At 76.4% G+C, this 14,236-nt stretch carries 19 protein-coding genes; 14 read left to right on the forward strand and 5 right to left on the reverse strand.

All coding sequences use genetic code 11. The annotated features are described in order from the left end of the window. Nucleotides 1-83: 83 nt before the first annotated feature. From ACYVI6_RS06670 to ACYVI6_RS06700, 7 genes are read left to right on the forward strand one after another with little or no spacing between them, the layout of a single operon-like run. Entirely contained in the window at nt 84-857 is a 774-nt protein-coding gene (locus tag ACYVI6_RS06670) for an LOG family protein (protein WP_460445619.1), read from the forward strand. A 38-nt stretch (nt 858-895) separates the two neighbouring features. After that, nucleotides 896-1,129: a hypothetical protein gene (locus tag ACYVI6_RS06675; protein WP_460445620.1), complete on the forward strand. Its 234-nt coding sequence runs from the start codon at nt 896-898 to the stop codon at nt 1,127-1,129. Between the two features lie 20 nt (nt 1,130-1,149). Next, nucleotides 1,150-1,719 (forward strand): LOG family protein, encoded by a 570-nt coding sequence (locus tag ACYVI6_RS06680; protein WP_460445621.1) that lies wholly within the window; start codon nt 1,150-1,152, stop codon nt 1,717-1,719. Nucleotides 1,720-1,732: 13 nt separating this feature from the next. Continuing rightward, entirely contained in the window at nt 1,733-2,071 is a 339-nt protein-coding gene (locus ACYVI6_RS06685; RefSeq protein ID WP_460445622.1) for a DivIVA domain-containing protein, read from the forward strand. Between the two features lie 4 nt (nt 2,072-2,075). After that, nucleotides 2,076-2,540: an SRPBCC family protein gene (locus tag ACYVI6_RS06690; protein ID WP_284287990.1), complete on the forward strand. Its 465-nt coding sequence runs from the start codon at nt 2,076-2,078 to the stop codon at nt 2,538-2,540. Beyond that, complete coding sequence (locus ACYVI6_RS06695) at nt 2,537-3,127, forward strand: DNA-3-methyladenine glycosylase I (protein WP_284287989.1); 591 nt, start codon at nt 2,537-2,539, stop codon at nt 3,125-3,127. Before ACYVI6_RS06690 ends, ACYVI6_RS06695 begins: the two co-directional genes overlap by 4 nt. Then, entirely contained in the window at nt 3,124-4,338 is a 1,215-nt protein-coding gene (locus ACYVI6_RS06700) for a hypothetical protein (RefSeq protein WP_460445623.1), read from the forward strand. The genes ACYVI6_RS06695 and ACYVI6_RS06700 overlap by 4 nt, the downstream gene beginning before the upstream one ends. Nucleotide 4,339: 1 nt before the next feature. Here the strand turns inward: ACYVI6_RS06700 and ACYVI6_RS06705 are convergent, their stop codons facing one another. From ACYVI6_RS06705 to ACYVI6_RS06715, 3 genes are all read right to left on the reverse strand, one after another. Then, nucleotides 4,340-4,921: a hypothetical protein gene (locus tag ACYVI6_RS06705; RefSeq protein WP_460445624.1), complete on the reverse strand. Its 582-nt coding sequence runs from the start codon at nt 4,919-4,921 to the stop codon at nt 4,340-4,342. A 26-nt stretch (nt 4,922-4,947) separates the two neighbouring features. Then, nucleotides 4,948-6,066 (reverse strand): DNA glycosylase AlkZ-like family protein, encoded by a 1,119-nt coding sequence (locus ACYVI6_RS06710; RefSeq protein WP_460445625.1) that lies wholly within the window; start codon nt 6,064-6,066, stop codon nt 4,948-4,950. Between the two features lie 109 nt (nt 6,067-6,175). Beyond that, nucleotides 6,176-6,997 carry an enoyl-CoA hydratase/isomerase family protein gene (locus ACYVI6_RS06715; protein WP_460445626.1) on the reverse strand — a complete coding sequence of 274 codons (822 nt, stop codon included), beginning with the start codon at nt 6,995-6,997 and terminating at the stop codon, nt 6,176-6,178. A 180-nt stretch (nt 6,998-7,177) separates the two neighbouring features. On the opposite strand from ACYVI6_RS06715, the gene ACYVI6_RS06720 reads away from it, so the two are divergent. The 4 genes from ACYVI6_RS06720 to ACYVI6_RS06735 all read left to right on the forward strand — a co-directional run bounded on the left by ACYVI6_RS06720 (nt 7,178) and on the right by ACYVI6_RS06735 (nt 9,997). Beyond that, on the forward strand, nt 7,178-7,345 hold the full coding sequence (locus ACYVI6_RS06720; RefSeq protein ID WP_284291066.1) for a DUF3117 domain-containing protein: 168 nt from the start codon (nt 7,178-7,180) through the stop codon (nt 7,343-7,345). Nucleotides 7,346-7,457: 112 nt separating this feature from the next. Beyond that, nucleotides 7,458-8,975 carry a leucyl aminopeptidase family protein gene (locus ACYVI6_RS06725; RefSeq protein WP_460445627.1) on the forward strand — a complete coding sequence of 506 codons (1,518 nt, stop codon included), beginning with the start codon at nt 7,458-7,460 and terminating at the stop codon, nt 8,973-8,975. Nucleotides 8,976-9,009: 34 nt separating this feature from the next. Further along, a complete protein-coding gene (locus ACYVI6_RS06730) occupies nt 9,010-9,363 on the forward strand; it encodes a hypothetical protein (RefSeq protein ID WP_284287983.1) in 354 nt (117 codons plus the stop codon). A gap of 40 nt (nt 9,364-9,403) precedes the next feature. Further along, entirely contained in the window at nt 9,404-9,997 is a 594-nt protein-coding gene (locus ACYVI6_RS06735) for a YdeI/OmpD-associated family protein (protein ID WP_460445628.1), read from the forward strand. A gap of 9 nt (nt 9,998-10,006) precedes the next feature. Here the strand turns inward: ACYVI6_RS06735 and ACYVI6_RS06740 are convergent, their stop codons facing one another. Together ACYVI6_RS06740 and ACYVI6_RS06745 are read right to left on the reverse strand one after the other, a co-directional pair. After that, a complete protein-coding gene (locus tag ACYVI6_RS06740) occupies nt 10,007-10,495 on the reverse strand; it encodes a hypothetical protein (protein ID WP_460445629.1) in 489 nt (162 codons plus the stop codon). Between the two features lie 8 nt (nt 10,496-10,503). Then, nucleotides 10,504-11,136 carry an O-methyltransferase gene (locus ACYVI6_RS06745; RefSeq protein WP_460445650.1) on the reverse strand — a complete coding sequence of 211 codons (633 nt, stop codon included), beginning with the start codon at nt 11,134-11,136 and terminating at the stop codon, nt 10,504-10,506. Nucleotides 11,137-11,301: 165 nt separating this feature from the next. On the opposite strand from ACYVI6_RS06745, the gene sigE reads away from it, so the two are divergent. From sigE to ACYVI6_RS06760, 3 genes are read left to right on the forward strand one after another with little or no spacing between them, the layout of a single operon-like run. Then, on the forward strand, nt 11,302-11,940 hold the full coding sequence (sigE, locus tag ACYVI6_RS06750) for an RNA polymerase sigma factor SigE (RefSeq protein WP_460445630.1): 639 nt from the start codon (nt 11,302-11,304) through the stop codon (nt 11,938-11,940). After that, complete coding sequence (locus ACYVI6_RS06755) at nt 11,937-12,617, forward strand: anti-sigma factor family protein (protein WP_460445631.1); 681 nt, start codon at nt 11,937-11,939, stop codon at nt 12,615-12,617. The genes sigE and ACYVI6_RS06755 overlap by 4 nt, the downstream gene beginning before the upstream one ends. A 52-nt stretch (nt 12,618-12,669) precedes the next feature. Continuing rightward, nucleotides 12,670-14,226 carry a S1C family serine protease gene (locus ACYVI6_RS06760; protein WP_460445632.1) on the forward strand — a complete coding sequence of 519 codons (1,557 nt, stop codon included), beginning with the start codon at nt 12,670-12,672 and terminating at the stop codon, nt 14,224-14,226. Nucleotides 14,227-14,236: the final 10 nt, after the last annotated feature.

Raw genomic sequence — 14,236 nt, forward strand, 5'->3', positions numbered from 1 at the left:
TGGGCCACGAGGGTGCTTGCTCGACGAACGACCGCCCGAGCGCCCCGGGTGCAGGGTCGGGGGCGGCCCGTAGGGTCTGCCGCATGACGACGACGCAGGACGAGGACGGTGCGCAGCCGGCCTACCGCAAGGGGCCGGTGCAGCTGCGCCGCGACCAGGTGCCCGGCGAGACGACCGACCAGCGGCTGCTCGACAGCCGCGGCCCGCACGACTGGGTGCACACCGACCCGTGGCGGGTGCTGCGCATCCAGAGCGAGTTCGTCGAGGGCTTCGGCGCGCTGGCCGAGCTGCCGCGCGCCGTCAGCGTCTTCGGGTCGGCCCGCACCCCCGTCGACTCGGCCGAGTACCGCACCGGCGTCGCCATCGGCCGCGCGCTCGCCGAGGCCGGCTACGCGGTGATCACCGGCGGCGGGCCCGGCGCGATGCGGGCGGCCAACGAGGGTGCCTGCGAGGCCGGCGGGGTCAGCGTCGGGCTGGGCATCGAGCTGCCGCACGAGCAGGGCATGAACGAGTTCGTCGACCTCGGCATCAACTTCCGGTACTTCTTCGCCCGCAAGACGATGTTCGTGAAGTACGCCGAGGGCTTCGTGGTGCTGCCCGGCGGGTTCGGCACCTTCGACGAGCTGTTCGAGGCGCTCACGCTGGTGCAGACCCGCAAGGTCACCTCGTTCCCGATCGTGCTCGTCGGGTCGGCGTACTGGCAGGGGCTGCTCGACTGGCTGCGCTCGTCCGCACTCGCGCAGGGCACCATCGGCGAGGCCGACCTCGACCTGCTCACCGTCACCGACGACGTCGACGAGGTCGTGCGGATCATCGTCGGGTCCGGCCGGGCCGACGACCGGGCCACCGACGGCTGACCCCTCGACAACCGCGCCGCCGCGGGTGACCATGCGGTGTGAGCGTCAGCCCCGTCCCCGCGAGGGGCACCGTGCTGGTCGGCCGCGACGTGGCCGGCCGGGCGCTGCGCGTCAGCTCGCACCCCGAGGCCGGCCGGGTCGTGCTGTCGATCTGGCAGGGCTCGACCTGCGTGTCGACGGTCCGCCTCGCCGAGGACGACGTGCCCGACCTGGTGCGCGCCCTCACCGCGACGCTGCTGCCCGAGCAGCGCCCTCGCGCCGCCGCCGGGTAGCCCTCTGGCAGGCTGCGCCCGTGGCCTCCGTCTGCGTGTTCTGCGCCTCCAGCGAGGGCATCGACCCGCGCTACCCCGCCCTCGCGACGTCGTTCGGCTCGGCGCTCGCCGCGCGCGGGCACGAGCTGGTGAGCGGCGGTGGGCGGGTGTCGATGATGGGCGCCGTCGCGCGCGCCGTCCGGGCCGGGGGCGGGCGCACCACGGGCGTCATCCCGCAGGCGCTGGTCGACCTCGAGGTCGCCGACACCGGTGCCGACGACCTGCTCGTGGTGTCGGACATGCGGGCCCGCAAGGGCCTGATGGACGCCCGCTCGGACGCGTTCGTCGTGCTGCCCGGTGGCGTCGGCACCCTCGAGGAGCTGCTCGAGGTGTGGACGTCGCGCTCGCTCGGCATGCACGCCAAGCCGGTCGTCGTGCTCGACCCGTGGGACGACCTGGCCGGTCTGCGGTCGCTGGTCGCCGGGCTCGCCGAGCAGGGGTTCGTGCGCCCCGGGGTCGGCGACCACCTGGTCTGGACGACGGACGTCGACGCCGCGCTCGACGCCGTGGAGCGCGGGCTGCACCTCGGCGGGGCTGTCGGCGCGCCGTGACACGATGTGGCGCATGACGCTGCTCGAGCTGCTGGTCGTGCTCGCGGTCGTGGGGGTGGTCGCCGCGGTCGTGCTCGGCGCCGTGCGCGGCGGGCTCGACGAGCCGGTCGGCAGCCTGCCGCCGTCCGGCGTGCCCGAGGGCGAGCTGCACCCGGCCGACGTCGCCGACGTCCGCTTCTCGGTGGGGTTCCGCGGGTACCGCATGCGCGAGGTCGACGAGGTGCTCGACCGGCTGGGCGACGAGCTCGGCCGCAAGGACGACGAGATCGCCCGGCTGCGCGGCGAGGCCTCGGGTGCGGGGCCGCGCACCGAGGTCGCGAGCACGGGCTGGACGGCCCCCGAGGGGTCGTGACCGCATGGGCACCGTGACCGTCGCGCGCGAGGTCGCCGCACCGGCGTGGCTGCTGTGGGCCGCCGTGACCGACTGGCCGGCCCAGGGCCGCTGGGTCCCCTCGACCGTGGTGCGCACCACCAGCGCGCAGACCTCGGGCGTCGGCACCTCGTTCGTCGCCCGCACCGGCGTCGGGCCGCTCGGCTTCGACGACCCGATGACCGTCACCGCCTGGCAGCCGCCGGACGGCGCCGCGCCGGGTGCCTACACCGTGACCAAGAGCGGCCGCGTGGTGCTCGGCGGCGCCGAGGTCACCGTGCGCGCGCTCGGGCCCGACCGCAGCCTGCTGGTGTGGGCCGAGACCGCCGACCTGCCGCTGGTCAGCCGGGTGCCGGTGCTGCGCGGCCTGCTCGACGTCGGCACCCGCGCCGGGCTGGGGTTCATGCTGCGGCGGCTGGCGCGCGACGTCGAGCACGCGGCCCGCCGGTGACCGCGGACGGCGTGGTGGTCGGGGCCGACGGCGTCCCGCGCTGCGCCTGGGGCGGCTCGACCCCCGACTACGCGACCTACCACGACGACGAGTGGGGCCGGGCGGTGCGCGGCGAGCAGGCGCTGTACGAGCGCTTCACGCTCGAGGCGTTCCAGTCCGGCCTCTCGTGGTTGACGATCCTGCGCAAGCGGCCGGCGTTCCGCGCCGCCTTCCACGACTTCGACGCCGACCGCGTCGCCCGGTTCGACGACGCCGACACCGAGCGGCTGCTGCTCGACGCGGGCATCGTGCGCAACCGGGCGAAGATCGTCGCGGCGGTCGCCAACGCCCGCGCCGTCGTCGCGCTGCGCGAGCGCGGCGGCCTCGACGAGCTCGTCTGGTCGTTCGCGCCCGACCGCGACGGCTGGCGGCCGGCCACCCTGACCGAGGTGCCCGCCGTCAGCCCCGAGTCCAAGGCGCTGGCCAAGGCGCTGAAGGCCGCCGGGTTCGTGTTCGTCGGACCGACCACCGCCTACGCCGCCATGCAGGCGTGCGGCCTCGTCGACGACCACGTGGCCGGGTGCCACCGGGCGCAGGCCGCGGGGTGACCGCCCCCACCGTGGCACCGGTCGACACCGCCCGACCGCGCCCGCGGGTGCCGCTGCCGGACGTCGGCCTGGCGCTCGCGGCGTACGTGCTGACCCGGCTCGTCGGCTGGGTGGTGATCTCCAGGGCCGCGCGCGACCAGCTGCCGAGCATCTGGACCGGGCCCCGCTCGGGCTACCTCGACCTCGCCCAGCTGTGGGACGCCCAGTGGTACAAGACGATCGCCGTCGCCGGGTACCCGGACGGGTTGCCGCTCGGCCCGACCGGCGCGGTGCAGCAGAACGCGTGGGCGTTCCTGCCCGGGTTCCCGATGTCGACGCGGGCGGTCATGGCCGTCACCGGGCTCGACTTCGGGGCGTCGGCGGTGCTGCTCAACGTCGTGCTCGGCGGGTGCGCGGTGGTCGTCGTGCACCGGCTGGTGCGGCTGCTGGCCGGCCGCGGGGTGGCGCTCGCGGCGGTCGTGCTGCTCTGCACGCTGCCGCCGGCGCCCGTGCTGCAGATCGCCTACAGCGAGACCCTCGGCCTGCTGCTGCTCGCCCTGGCGCTGCTGCTGCTCGTCGAGCGGCGGTACCGCTGGTGCGCCGTCGTCGTGCTGGTGCTGTCGCTCAGCCGACCGGTCGTCGCGCCCTTCGCCCTCGTGGTGCTGGCGCACCTCGTCGCGCGCTGGCGGGCCCGCGGCCGCGAACCGTTCCCGCGGCGCCAACGCGTCGAGGTGGTCGGGCTCGGCCTGCTCTCGGCCGCGTCGTCGCTGCTGTGGCCGGTGCTCGTCGGCCGGCTCACCGGCGTGCCCGACGCCTACCAGCGCACCCAGGGCACCTGGCGGTCGAGCGGCACGGTCGAGCCGGTCACCCAGACCCTCGGCATCAGCCGCCTGCTCTGGGGCGAGCACGGGCCCTGGCTGGTGCTGGCCGGCACGCTGGTGCTGCTCGCCGTCGTCGCCACCCCGCTCGGCCGGCCCGCCGGCCCCGAGCTGCGCACCTGGTCGTTCGTGTACCCGCTGTACCTCGCCGCCACGCTCGAACCCTGGACCAGCACCTTCCGCTACCTGCTGCTCGAGTGGCCGCTGCTCGTCGTGCTGCTCGCCCGCCTGCGCCGCGTGCCCCTCGTGCTCGCGCTGCTCACCGCCGGGCTCGCCGTGCTCGGACTCGTCGGCCAGGTGCAGTGGGTGCACCACCTGCTCGTCTTCGTGCCCCCCACCGACTACCCGCCGTAGGTCAGCGAGGCGGCGGGCCGGCGACGAGCAGCAGCGCTTCGTTGTAGGCGTCACCCCAATCGACGCGCGTGACGTCTTCGAGGTCGAACTTCGACCGGTGCCGCTTCCAGCGACCACCGGGGTCGACCTCACGCAGCGACAGCACCCGCTTGCCGATGCGCTCGACTGCGCCGATCCAGCAACGGTCGGGCTCGTCCCACTCCACGAGGACCGTGACGAGCGGCGCCGAGCGGCTCGCCGTGCGCAGAACGCCACGCACCCCGTCCAGCTCCAGATGGTGCGGTGGAGCTGGTGGCCACTCGCCGCGGGCGCGGAGCGACTTCTCGTCGATCGTGTCACCACGTGATCGCACCCTGACCGAGCTGACGTCACGCACGCGCAGCGCGATCCACCCGTCCGGTCGTGAGCCGTCCGTCTGCACGGCGAGCACGAACCACGCGCTCCCGACCCCGACGACGTATCCCGTGATCCGATCGGACTCGGGAGTCCAGCGCCTGACGCGCACCAGGGTGTGCTTGCGCGCAGCCCGCTGCAGCCGTCGTCGGACGGTGGGTTCGTCGACACGGAGCTGCTTCGCGGGCACGTGGCCAGGATGCCGGGCCGGCGGTGTCAGGCGCCTGCCATTTCGAGCTCGGCCGAGGTGCCGCCGCGCACCCGGGCCACCAGCTCGGCCTCGGCCTCGACCTCGCGCGCGGTCGCCGGGTCGAGCGGCTCGAAGACGGTCACGCGCACCAGCACGCGGCCGGCCCGGCCCTGCTTCGCCGTCCAGGTCCCTTCGAGCTCGCCGTCGACGAGCAGGGCCCCGGGCGCGTTGATCGCCTTCCACAGCGCCTTCTGCCGGTCGGTGCCGGGCAGCAGCAGGTCGCGGTCGCGGGCCTGCAGCCACGGGTCACCGGGTGGCAGCAGCCGGGTGAGGCGCGGGGCGGGGTGGGTGCCGACCGCGTCGAGCACCTCGGGCAGCACGAACCGGCGGCGGCCGTCGACCTCGACCTCGACGGCGTCGGCCGGCCACACCGGCTGCAGCGCGGTGGCCGTGGAGCCGAGCACGGCCGCGACCTCGGTCGCGGAGGCCACGACCAGGTCGGCGAGCACCCGGCGGACCAGGCGGCCGGCGCCGACCGCCGCGTCGGGCAGCGGCCAGGGGTGCTCGACCGGCTGCAGGGCGATGCCGCGGCCGTCGGGCACCAGCTCGAGCGAGGCGGCCAGGGCGGTCTGCTGGAACGGCAGCGCCGACACGTGCTGCGCCTCGCACGACGCGCACCAGTAGGTGAGCTCGTGAGGGATCCGGGCGCTGACGCCGGTGCTGGCTGCGCCCTTCGGCGTCCGGGTCGTGACGACGTCGGCGAACGCCTGCGCGGTGGCGGTGAAGGCCGCCAGCCCGAGGTGCTTGCCCTGCTTGATGACGTCGCTGCGCAGCCGGGCGGTGGCGTCGTCGTCCGACACCGGCCACAGGGCCCGCGCCAGTCCCGGCAGGTCGACGCGGCGGTGCACGTGCGGGGCACCGCGCAGCGCCCACACCCGCGCCAGCGACCGGTCGGCCGTCACCTGCTCGGCCGTGACGACGTCGGGCAGCCGGGCGGAGAGGGCGAGGGCGGCGGCCGCGGTGCCGGTGTCGGCCAGCCCGAGGTCGAGCACGGCGAGCTCACCGGGCTCGTCGACCCGCCGATCGAGCTGCTGCGCGGCCACCCGCAGGGCCAGCACCTGGTCGCGCGACACGCTCGTCGTCATGCCGCTGGATGCTGCCACGTGCCCCCGACACCCACCGCCGAGATGCCGCTTTCGGGCACCGGAGGGCCGGCCGGACCCCCGAAAGGCATCTCGGCCGGGTGGGAGGGGGTCAGCGGCCTTCGAACACCGGCGGCTGCTTGGCGACGAAGGCCTCGACGGCCGCGAGGTGGTCGGCCGTGGCGCCGGTGCGGTCCATGAGCTCGGCCTCGTGGGCCAGGGCGGTCGACAGGTCCTGCCCCATCGACGCCGCGACCACCCGCCGGATCGCCGCGTAGGCCTGGGTCGGGCCCGCGGCGAGCTGCGCGGCGAGCTGCGCCGTCCGGTCGGCGAGCTGGGCGTCGGGCACCACCTCCGTCGCCAGCCCCAGCTCGAGCGCCTCGGCCGCCCGCACGGTGCGCGGCAGCAGCAGCAGCTCCTTGGCGCGCGCCGGTCCCACCAGACGCGGCAGCCACCACGACGCGCCCGAGTCGGCGCTCAGCCCGATGCCCGCGAACGCCAGGTTGAAGCCGGCGCCCTCGCCGAGCAGCCGCACGTCGCACCCGAACGCGAACGACGCGCCGGCACCGGCCGCGACGCCGTTCACCGAGGCGATCACCGGCTTCGGCATGGTGGCCAGCAGCGTCGCGATCGGGTTGTAGTGCTCGCGCACGGTGGTGCCGAGGCCGGCGGCGGCGGCCGGGTCGCGCTGGGCGGCGCGCAGGTCGGCGACGTGCTCGCGCAGGTCCTGCCCGACGCAGAACGCGCGCCCCGAACCGGTCAGCACGACCGCCCGCACGGCGTCGTCCGCCGCGACCTCGCGCAGCGCCGCCAGCAGCGCCTCCTTGACCTCGAGGGTGAGCGCGTTCATCGCGCTCGGACGGTCGAGCCGGACGGTCGCCACGGCGCCGTCGTGCGTGGTGGTGACGGGCGCCCCGAGGGCTGGATCGGTCACGTCGGTCCTCCTGGCGGTGCGGGCCGCGGGCCCGTGCTCGGGCCTGCATCATGCCCGTCCGCGCGGACGATTTCCCGTGCACCCGCCCCACGAGGGATACTGGTGCCTGACCACCGCCGGTCGCAGCAGCTCGGGAGCGGCCGGTGGCGCCTGGACGACACAGTGAAAGGGGTCGGCGACATGGCCGCCATGAAGCCCAGGACCGGGGACGGTCCGCTCGAGGTCACCAAGGAAGGCCGCGACATCGTGATGCGGATGCCGCTGGACGGCGGTGGCCGCCTCGTCGTCGAGATGACCCCCGTCGAGGCCAACGCCCTCGGTGACGCCCTGAAGGGCGCCACCGCCTGAGCAGCTGGTCCCGTGACACCGACGAGCCCCCCGTGACAGCGGTCGCGGGGGGCTCGCTCGTGCCCGGACCGGCCGGGCTAGGGTGCAGCGACCCCGATCCCGAGGAGCCGCCGTGCGCGCCCCCCGCATCCGCGCGCTCGCGGCGCGCCTGCCGGACGTCGTCCGGGAGGCGTCACCGCGCATCGACGTGCTGGCGCTGCCGGTGCAGCCGGCGGACGGCGACACCCCGCCCCGCCCGGTCGGCGACGCCCCGGCGGTGGCCCGGCAGCTGGGCATCGACCTCGACCGCGTGCTGGCGCTCGAGCGGGTGAAGGGCACCGCGGGCGAGGTCGTGCGCGTGCCCTGGACGCCGGGCACCGGCCACCCCGCGGTCGACCGCGTCGTGCTGGTCGGCACCGGCGACGGCAGCCCGGCGGCGGTGCGCTCCGGCGCGGCCGCGCTGGCCCGGGCGCACCGCGGGCTCGACCGGCTGGTCACGACGCTGGGCGCGGAGGGCGGCGAGCACGCCCGGGCGGCCGCCGAGGGGTTCGTGCTCGCCACGTACACGCCGCCGCGCTCGGGTGTCGGCGAGGGTCCGCGCCCGCCGCTGCGTCGGGTCGAGGTCGTGGGACGCCGGGCCTCGCTGACCGCGTACCTCGCGCGCGGCGTCACGGTCGCCGCCGAGCCGGTGCTGGCGCGCGACCTGGCCAACACGCCGTCGTCCACGAAGGGCCCGGCCTGGGTCGCCGGCCGCGCGCGCCGGGCCGCGGCCGAGGTGGGGCTGAGCTGTCGGGTGCTCGACTCGAAGGCGCTCGCGGCCGAGGGCTTCGGCGGCATCCTCGCCGTAGGTGCCGCGGCCGCCCGCTCGCCGCGGCTGGTCGAGCTCGGTCACGTGCCGCCCGGGGCGACCGACCGCACGCCGCACGTCGTGCTGGTGGGCAAGGGCATCACGTTCGACTCGGGCGGTCTGTCGCTGAAGCCGCGCGACGCGATGATCCCCATCAAGACCGACATGACCGGCGCGGCCGTGGTGCTCGCGGTGCTGCGGGCCGCCGCCCGGCTCGGGGTGCGGGTGCGGGTCACCGGTCTGCTGCCGCTCGCCGAGAACGCCATCGGCGCCTCGTCGTACCGCCCGGGAGACGTGGTCACGCAGTACGGCGGCAGCACCGTCGAGATCGCGAACACCGACGCCGAGGGCCGCATCGTGCTGGCCGACGCGCTGGCGTACGCCGACGCCGTGCTCGACCCGGACGTCGTCGTCGACGTGGCCACGCTGACCGGCGCCGCGACCCAGGGCCTCGGCCGCGGGCACGGCGCGCTCTTCAGCGGTGACGACCGGCTGGCGACCGCGCTGCTCGACGCGGGGCGGCTCAGCGGCGAGCAGCTGTGGCGGATGCCGCTCGTCGAGGACTACCGGTGGGCGCTCGACTCGCAGGTCGCCGACGTCGGGCACGTCGCGCCCGCGAAGACGGTCGGTGCCGGCGCCGTGGTGGCCGCGCTGTTCCTGCGCGAGTTCGTCGGCGGCCGCCGCTGGGCGCACCTCGACATCGCCGGCCCGGCGCGCAGCGAGCGCGACGCCGGCGTGATCACCCGCGGTGGCACGGGGTTCGGCGCCCGGCTGCTGCTGCGCTGGCTCGAGACCCTGCGATGACCCCGACCGACCCCCGCACCCCGAGGAGGGACCCGTGACCGACTCCCACGGCCTGAGCGTCCGCTGGTCGCTGGCCGACGCGCCGTCCGACGTCGCCGACCGGCTGCGCGAGTACGTGACCGGCACGTCCATCCACCGGTTCACCGGCATGGACGGGTTGCGCTTCAAGACCTGGCGGCTGCGTGCGGGCGAGTGGTTCGAGGGCACCTACGTGTTCGCCGGCGAGGCGGCCCGCGACGCGTTCCAGGAGCGGTTCACGGGCGAGGCCGCCGAGAGCCCGGGGTCGCAGATCGTGGGGTCGGCGCCGGTGTCGATCGAGCCGTTCGAGGTGGTGGCGGTCGCCGAGGGCGCGGCCGGGTTCGCGGCGGGGCCGGGCCCCGGGGCCTGAGCCCTGCCGGTTGTCGGTGCCGGCGACTAGGTTCGCCGTCGTGGCCGACGACCTCGAGGAGCTGCTGGTGCCGGACGCCGCCGCCTGGCGGGCCTGGCTCGAGCATCACCACGCCGACGTCCCCGGCGTCTGGCTGGTGCTCACGAAGAAGGGCGGCGACGTCACGACGCTGACCCGGGCCGACGCCCTCGACGACGCGCTCTGCTTCGGGTGGATCGACGGCCAGGCGCGCAGCCGCGACGCCGCGTCGTCGCTGCAGCGCATGACGCCGCGCACCGCCCGCAGCAGGTGGTCGAAGGTCAACGTCGACCTCGTCGCCCGGCTCGAGGCCGAGGGGCGGATGGCCCCCGCCGGCCGAGCCGTCGTCGACGCCGCGAAGGCCGACGGTCGCTGGGCCGACGCCTACGACCCGCCGTCGACGGCCGAGCTCCCCGCCGATCTGCTGGCCGCGATCGCGGCCGACCCCGCGGCCCAGGCCATGTTCGACGTGCTGACCAAGGGCAACCGGTACGCGTTGTACCACCGGCTGGGGGCGATCAAGCGCGCCGAGACCCGCGAGCGGAAGATCGTCGAGCTCGTCGCCATGCTCGCCCGGCACGAGACGCCGTTCCCGCAGAGGGCCCGGCCGAGCTGAGGTCGCCGGTTACCGGGGCAGCACCAGCGCGACCACGGTGAGCACCGCCCAGACCACCACGAACAGCGCCGGGACGGCGCGGAAGAACAGCATGCTGCGCCACTGGCCGCGCCGCACCGAGCGGGCGTCGCCGGCCTGCGAGAGCAGCCGCGTGGCGGGTGACCGCTCGACCAGCTCGGCGAGCTCGCGGGTCCAGCCCAGCACCATCCGCACCGTCGTGGCGACACCGGGCCAGGCCAGCAGCGCGAGCAGCAGGCCCAGCACCGACAGCACCGGGCCCACGACGAGCGCGAACCGCTGCCCCCAGGCGGTGCCGTTGGCCAGCGCCGCCGTGTAGGCGATCGTGAGGAACGCCTCCGCCGCGAGCAGCGAGTTCACCCGCTCGTGCAGCAGCTGCAGCTCGAAGCGCAGCTCCGACCGCACGACCGGCAGGCGCTCGGCGGCCGCGCGGTCGGCGTCGTCCGGGTCGTGACCGCCCTCGCCGACGACGGGCACCACCGACCGGCCTAGCGGCGGACGGCGACCAGCAGGCCGTCGCTCACCGGCAGCATGGCCGGCACCAGGCGCTCGTCGTCGCGCACCCGCTTGCCCAGCTCGCGGATCGTCGTGGTGGCCTCGTCGCGCTGCGCCGGGTCGGCCACCCGGTCGCCGCGCAGGGCGCCGGCGACCGCGACGGCCCCGCCCGGGCGCAGCAGCCGCAGCGCCTGGTCGAGGTAGTCGTCGACCTCCGCCGTCGCCGCGTCGCACAGCACGAGGTCGTAGGCGCCGTCGGTCAGCCGCGGCAGCACGTCGAGCGCGCGGCCGGCGATGACGCGGGTGCGGTTGGGTGCGACGCCGGCCTCGGCGTACGCCTCGCGGGCGGCGCGCTGGTGCTCGGGCTCGACGTCGATCGTGGTGAGCACGCCGTCGGACGGCATGCCGCGCAGCAGCCACACGCCGGAGACCCCGGCGCCGGTGCCGATCTCGACGACCGAGCGGGCCGGCAGGGTGGCCGCGAGCAGCCGCAGCGCCGCGCCGGCGCCCTGGCCGACCGGCGTGCAGCCGAGCTCGACGCCGCGACCGCGGGCGCGCTCGAGCACCTCGTCCTCGACGACGAACTCCTCGGCGTACGCCCAGGTGGCGGGCTTCTGACCGCTGATGGTGGCCTCCAGGTGGCAGGGCGCCGCTCGACGTCCACGGCTGGCCCACAGCGTACTGGCGGCGGGAACCCGGCCGGGGGACGCACCGTTGGTGCAGACGTGGTGCAGATCGGGTCAGCCGACTCGGCCGTGCCGCGCGGGTGCGACACACTGGAGGAGACCCGGATGGCCACAGCGGGGTTCGCGACGATCGGCGGAGGTGCGCGCGTGGACACCACGGACGCCGTTGCCTGGACGCCGCCCAGCTGGGAGGAGGTCGTCCGCGAGCACTCCGCGCGGGTGTACCGGCTCGCCTACCGCCTCACCGGCAACGTGCACGACGCCGAGGACCTCACCCAGGAGACGTTCGTCCGCGTCTTCCGCAGCCTGTCGTCGTACACGCCCGGCACCTTCGAGGGCTGGCTGCACCGCATCACCACGAACCTCTTCCTCGACCAGGTGCGCCGCAAGAAGCGGGTGCGCTTCGACCCGCTCGCCGACGACGCGGGCGACAAGCTGCCCGGCCGCGAGCCCGACCCGTCGCGCGTCTACGAGGACACCCACCTCGACGACGACGTGCAGGCCGCCCTCGACGCGCTGCAGCCGGACTTCCGCGCCGCCGTCGTGCTGTGCGACATCGAGGGCCTCACCTACGAGGAGGTCGCGGCCACGCTCGGGGTGAAGCTCGGCACGGTGCGCTCGCGCATCCACCGCGGCCGCTCGCAGCTGCGGGTCGCCCTCGAGCACCGCCGGCGCCCGCAGCCCGGCCAGGTGCTCGGCCTCGACCTCGCCGACCCCGACGTGCAGCGGGGGGTGGGGTCGTGATCCAGCGCGTCAGCAGCCACAGCCCGTGCCTCGGCGAGCGCGTCGCCGCCCTGGCCGACGGCAGCATGAACCCGGACGCCGCCACCCGTGCCGTCGCCCACGTGGCGCACTGCGCGCGGTGCCGCGAGGCTCTCGAGCTCGAGCGCCTCACGATCGAGCGGCTGCGCGCCCTGCCCGACCCGCAGCCCTCCGGCGACCTGATGGCCTCGCTGCTGTCGCTCGGCGGTCCGGGCGGACCGGTGCCGGTGCGCCACGGCCGGGTGCCGGGCACGCCGCGGCAGCCGACCACCTCGGTGGCGCCCCCGGGCGGCTACCCCCAGGGGTGGCCGGGGCCGTCCGCGCCGGGCGGCTCGCGCCGGCCGGGTGCCCGACGCGGCGTCGGCCGCCGAGCCTTCGTCACCGCGGCGGCGGGTGCGCTGGGTGCGGGTGCGGTCGTGGTCGGGCTCGCCGGCCCGCTGACCGCCTCGACGCCGGGCACCGGACGGGTGCAGCCGCCCACAGCGCAGCTGGTGCCGGCCGACCGCTTCAGCGTCGACCACCGCTTCGCCCGGGCGGCCACGACCCAGCGGGTGCCGTCGGCGCTGTCGCCCTCTCCGTCCCTGGTGTCGCCGTCGTCACCCTCGCTGGCGGGGTCGCACGTCGCGTCGGCGGGCTTCGGCCTGCGCACCGGGCCCTGAGGGTCGTCCGCCCGACGGGGCGCCGCGTGCGCCGGTGCGCGAGGATGCCCGCATGAGCGAGCACGCGTCCGGCGACGGCGCACCGCGACCGCAGCCCGAGGGTCCGCCCTCGTGGTGGGCCGGTGGCGACGCCGCGGCGGCCGACGACCCGGACGCCGCCGGCGCACCTGCCGCCGCCGGGTCCACCGTGTCCGACCCCTCCGATGCAGCCGGCCCGTCGGACGTGGCCGGGGCGGTACCGCAGACCGGCACGACCGGCACGACCGGCACGACCGGCACGACCGGCACGACCGGCACGACCGGCACGACCGGCACGGGCGACGCGAGTGAGCCGGCGGCCGCCGCCGCGACCGTGCCTGCGGACGCCGGCGCGACGGGGCAGCCGAGCGGCCCGGGGCACCCGTCGCAGGGGGCGCCCGCCGGCGACCCGGGCGAGGTGCCGGACGCCTGGCAGGTGCCGGGCGACACCCTCGGCGGCACGGTCGCGCCGCGCGCCCGCCGTCCCGCACCGGTCGCGCTGCTGGTGGCGGGTGCGGTGGCGCAGGCGCTGGTCGACGCGCTGCGCGGCGGTGCGGTAGGGGCCTCGCTGGCCGGTGGTGACGACCTGGCGCGGCCCGACCGCTCCGTGCGGCTGCCGGCGCCTGCGGCGGGCAGCACCCAGCGGCCCAGCGGGTCGGTGGCCGGCGTGGCGCAGCAGGTGCTGCCGAGCGTGGTGTCGATCGAGGTGCGCGGCGCCGACGGCCAGGGCACCGGCTCCGGGTTCGTCGTCCGCGCCGACGGCTACGTGGTGACGAACAACCACGTCGTCGAGGGCGCGGGCGACGGCGGCACCATCACGGTCGTGTTCCAGGACGGGTCCCAGTCGCCGGCGCGGGTCGTCGGCCGCGACGCGTCCTACGACCTGGCGGCGCTGCGCGTCGACCGCACCGGGCTGCCGGTCGTGGCGTTCGGCGACTCGGACGCCGTCGTCGTCGGCGACGAGGTGATCGCCATCGGGGCACCCCTCGGGCTGCAGGGCACCGTCACGACCGGCATCGTCAGCGCGCTGAACCGGCCGGTGTCGGCGGGCGGCGAGTCGGCGTCCGACCCGGCGTTCATCAACGCCATCCAGACCGACGCCGCGATCAACCCCGGCAACTCCGGCGGCCCGCTGGTCGACCTGCAGGGCCGGGTGGTGGCGGTGAACTCGGCCATCGCGCGGGTGCCGGGCACGGCCGTCGAGGGCGCGCAGTCCGGCAGCATCGGGCTGGGGTTCGCCATCCCGAGCCAGCAGGTGCGGCGCACCGTCGAGCAGCTGATCCGCACCGGACGCGCCGAGCACCCGGTGATCGGCGTGCTGCTCGACCGCACCTGGTCGGGCGAGGGCGTGCGGGTGGCCACCGCGTCGCAGGGCGGGCAGTCGCCGGTGACCCCAGGCGGCCCGGCCGACCAGGCGGGCATCCGGGCGGGCGACGTCATCACCGCGTTCGAGGGACGGCCGGTGTCCGAGCCCGACGAGCTCGTGGTCGCCGTGCGGGCGCGCGCCCCCGGCGACACCGTCGAGCTCACCCTGCGCCGTGCCGGTCGCGAGCGCACGGTGCGCGTGGTGCTGCGAGCCGCCACCAGCTGACCGGGCAGAG

The sequence above is a fragment of the Angustibacter aerolatus genome, from assembly GCF_054776675.1.

Excerpts from the sequence above, each read along its gene's own strand:
- ACYVI6_RS06710 (WP_460445625.1), bottom strand. The coding sequence starts at position 6,066 with ATGACGACGAGCGTGTCGCGCGACCAGGTGCTGGCCCTGCGGGTGGCC.
- ACYVI6_RS06760 (WP_460445632.1), top strand. The coding sequence starts at position 12,670 with ATGAGCGAGCACGCGTCCGGCGACGGCGCACCGCGACCGCAGCCCGAG.
- ACYVI6_RS06690 (WP_284287990.1), top strand. The coding sequence starts at position 2,076 with ATGGGCACCGTGACCGTCGCGCGCGAGGTCGCCGCACCGGCGTGGCTG.
- sigE (WP_460445630.1), top strand. The coding sequence starts at position 11,302 with ATGGCCACAGCGGGGTTCGCGACGATCGGCGGAGGTGCGCGCGTGGAC.
- ACYVI6_RS06720 (WP_284291066.1), top strand. The coding sequence starts at position 7,178 with ATGGCCGCCATGAAGCCCAGGACCGGGGACGGTCCGCTCGAGGTCACC.
- ACYVI6_RS06685 (WP_460445622.1), top strand. The coding sequence starts at position 1,733 with ATGACGCTGCTCGAGCTGCTGGTCGTGCTCGCGGTCGTGGGGGTGGTC.
- ACYVI6_RS06670 (WP_460445619.1), top strand. The coding sequence starts at position 84 with ATGACGACGACGCAGGACGAGGACGGTGCGCAGCCGGCCTACCGCAAG.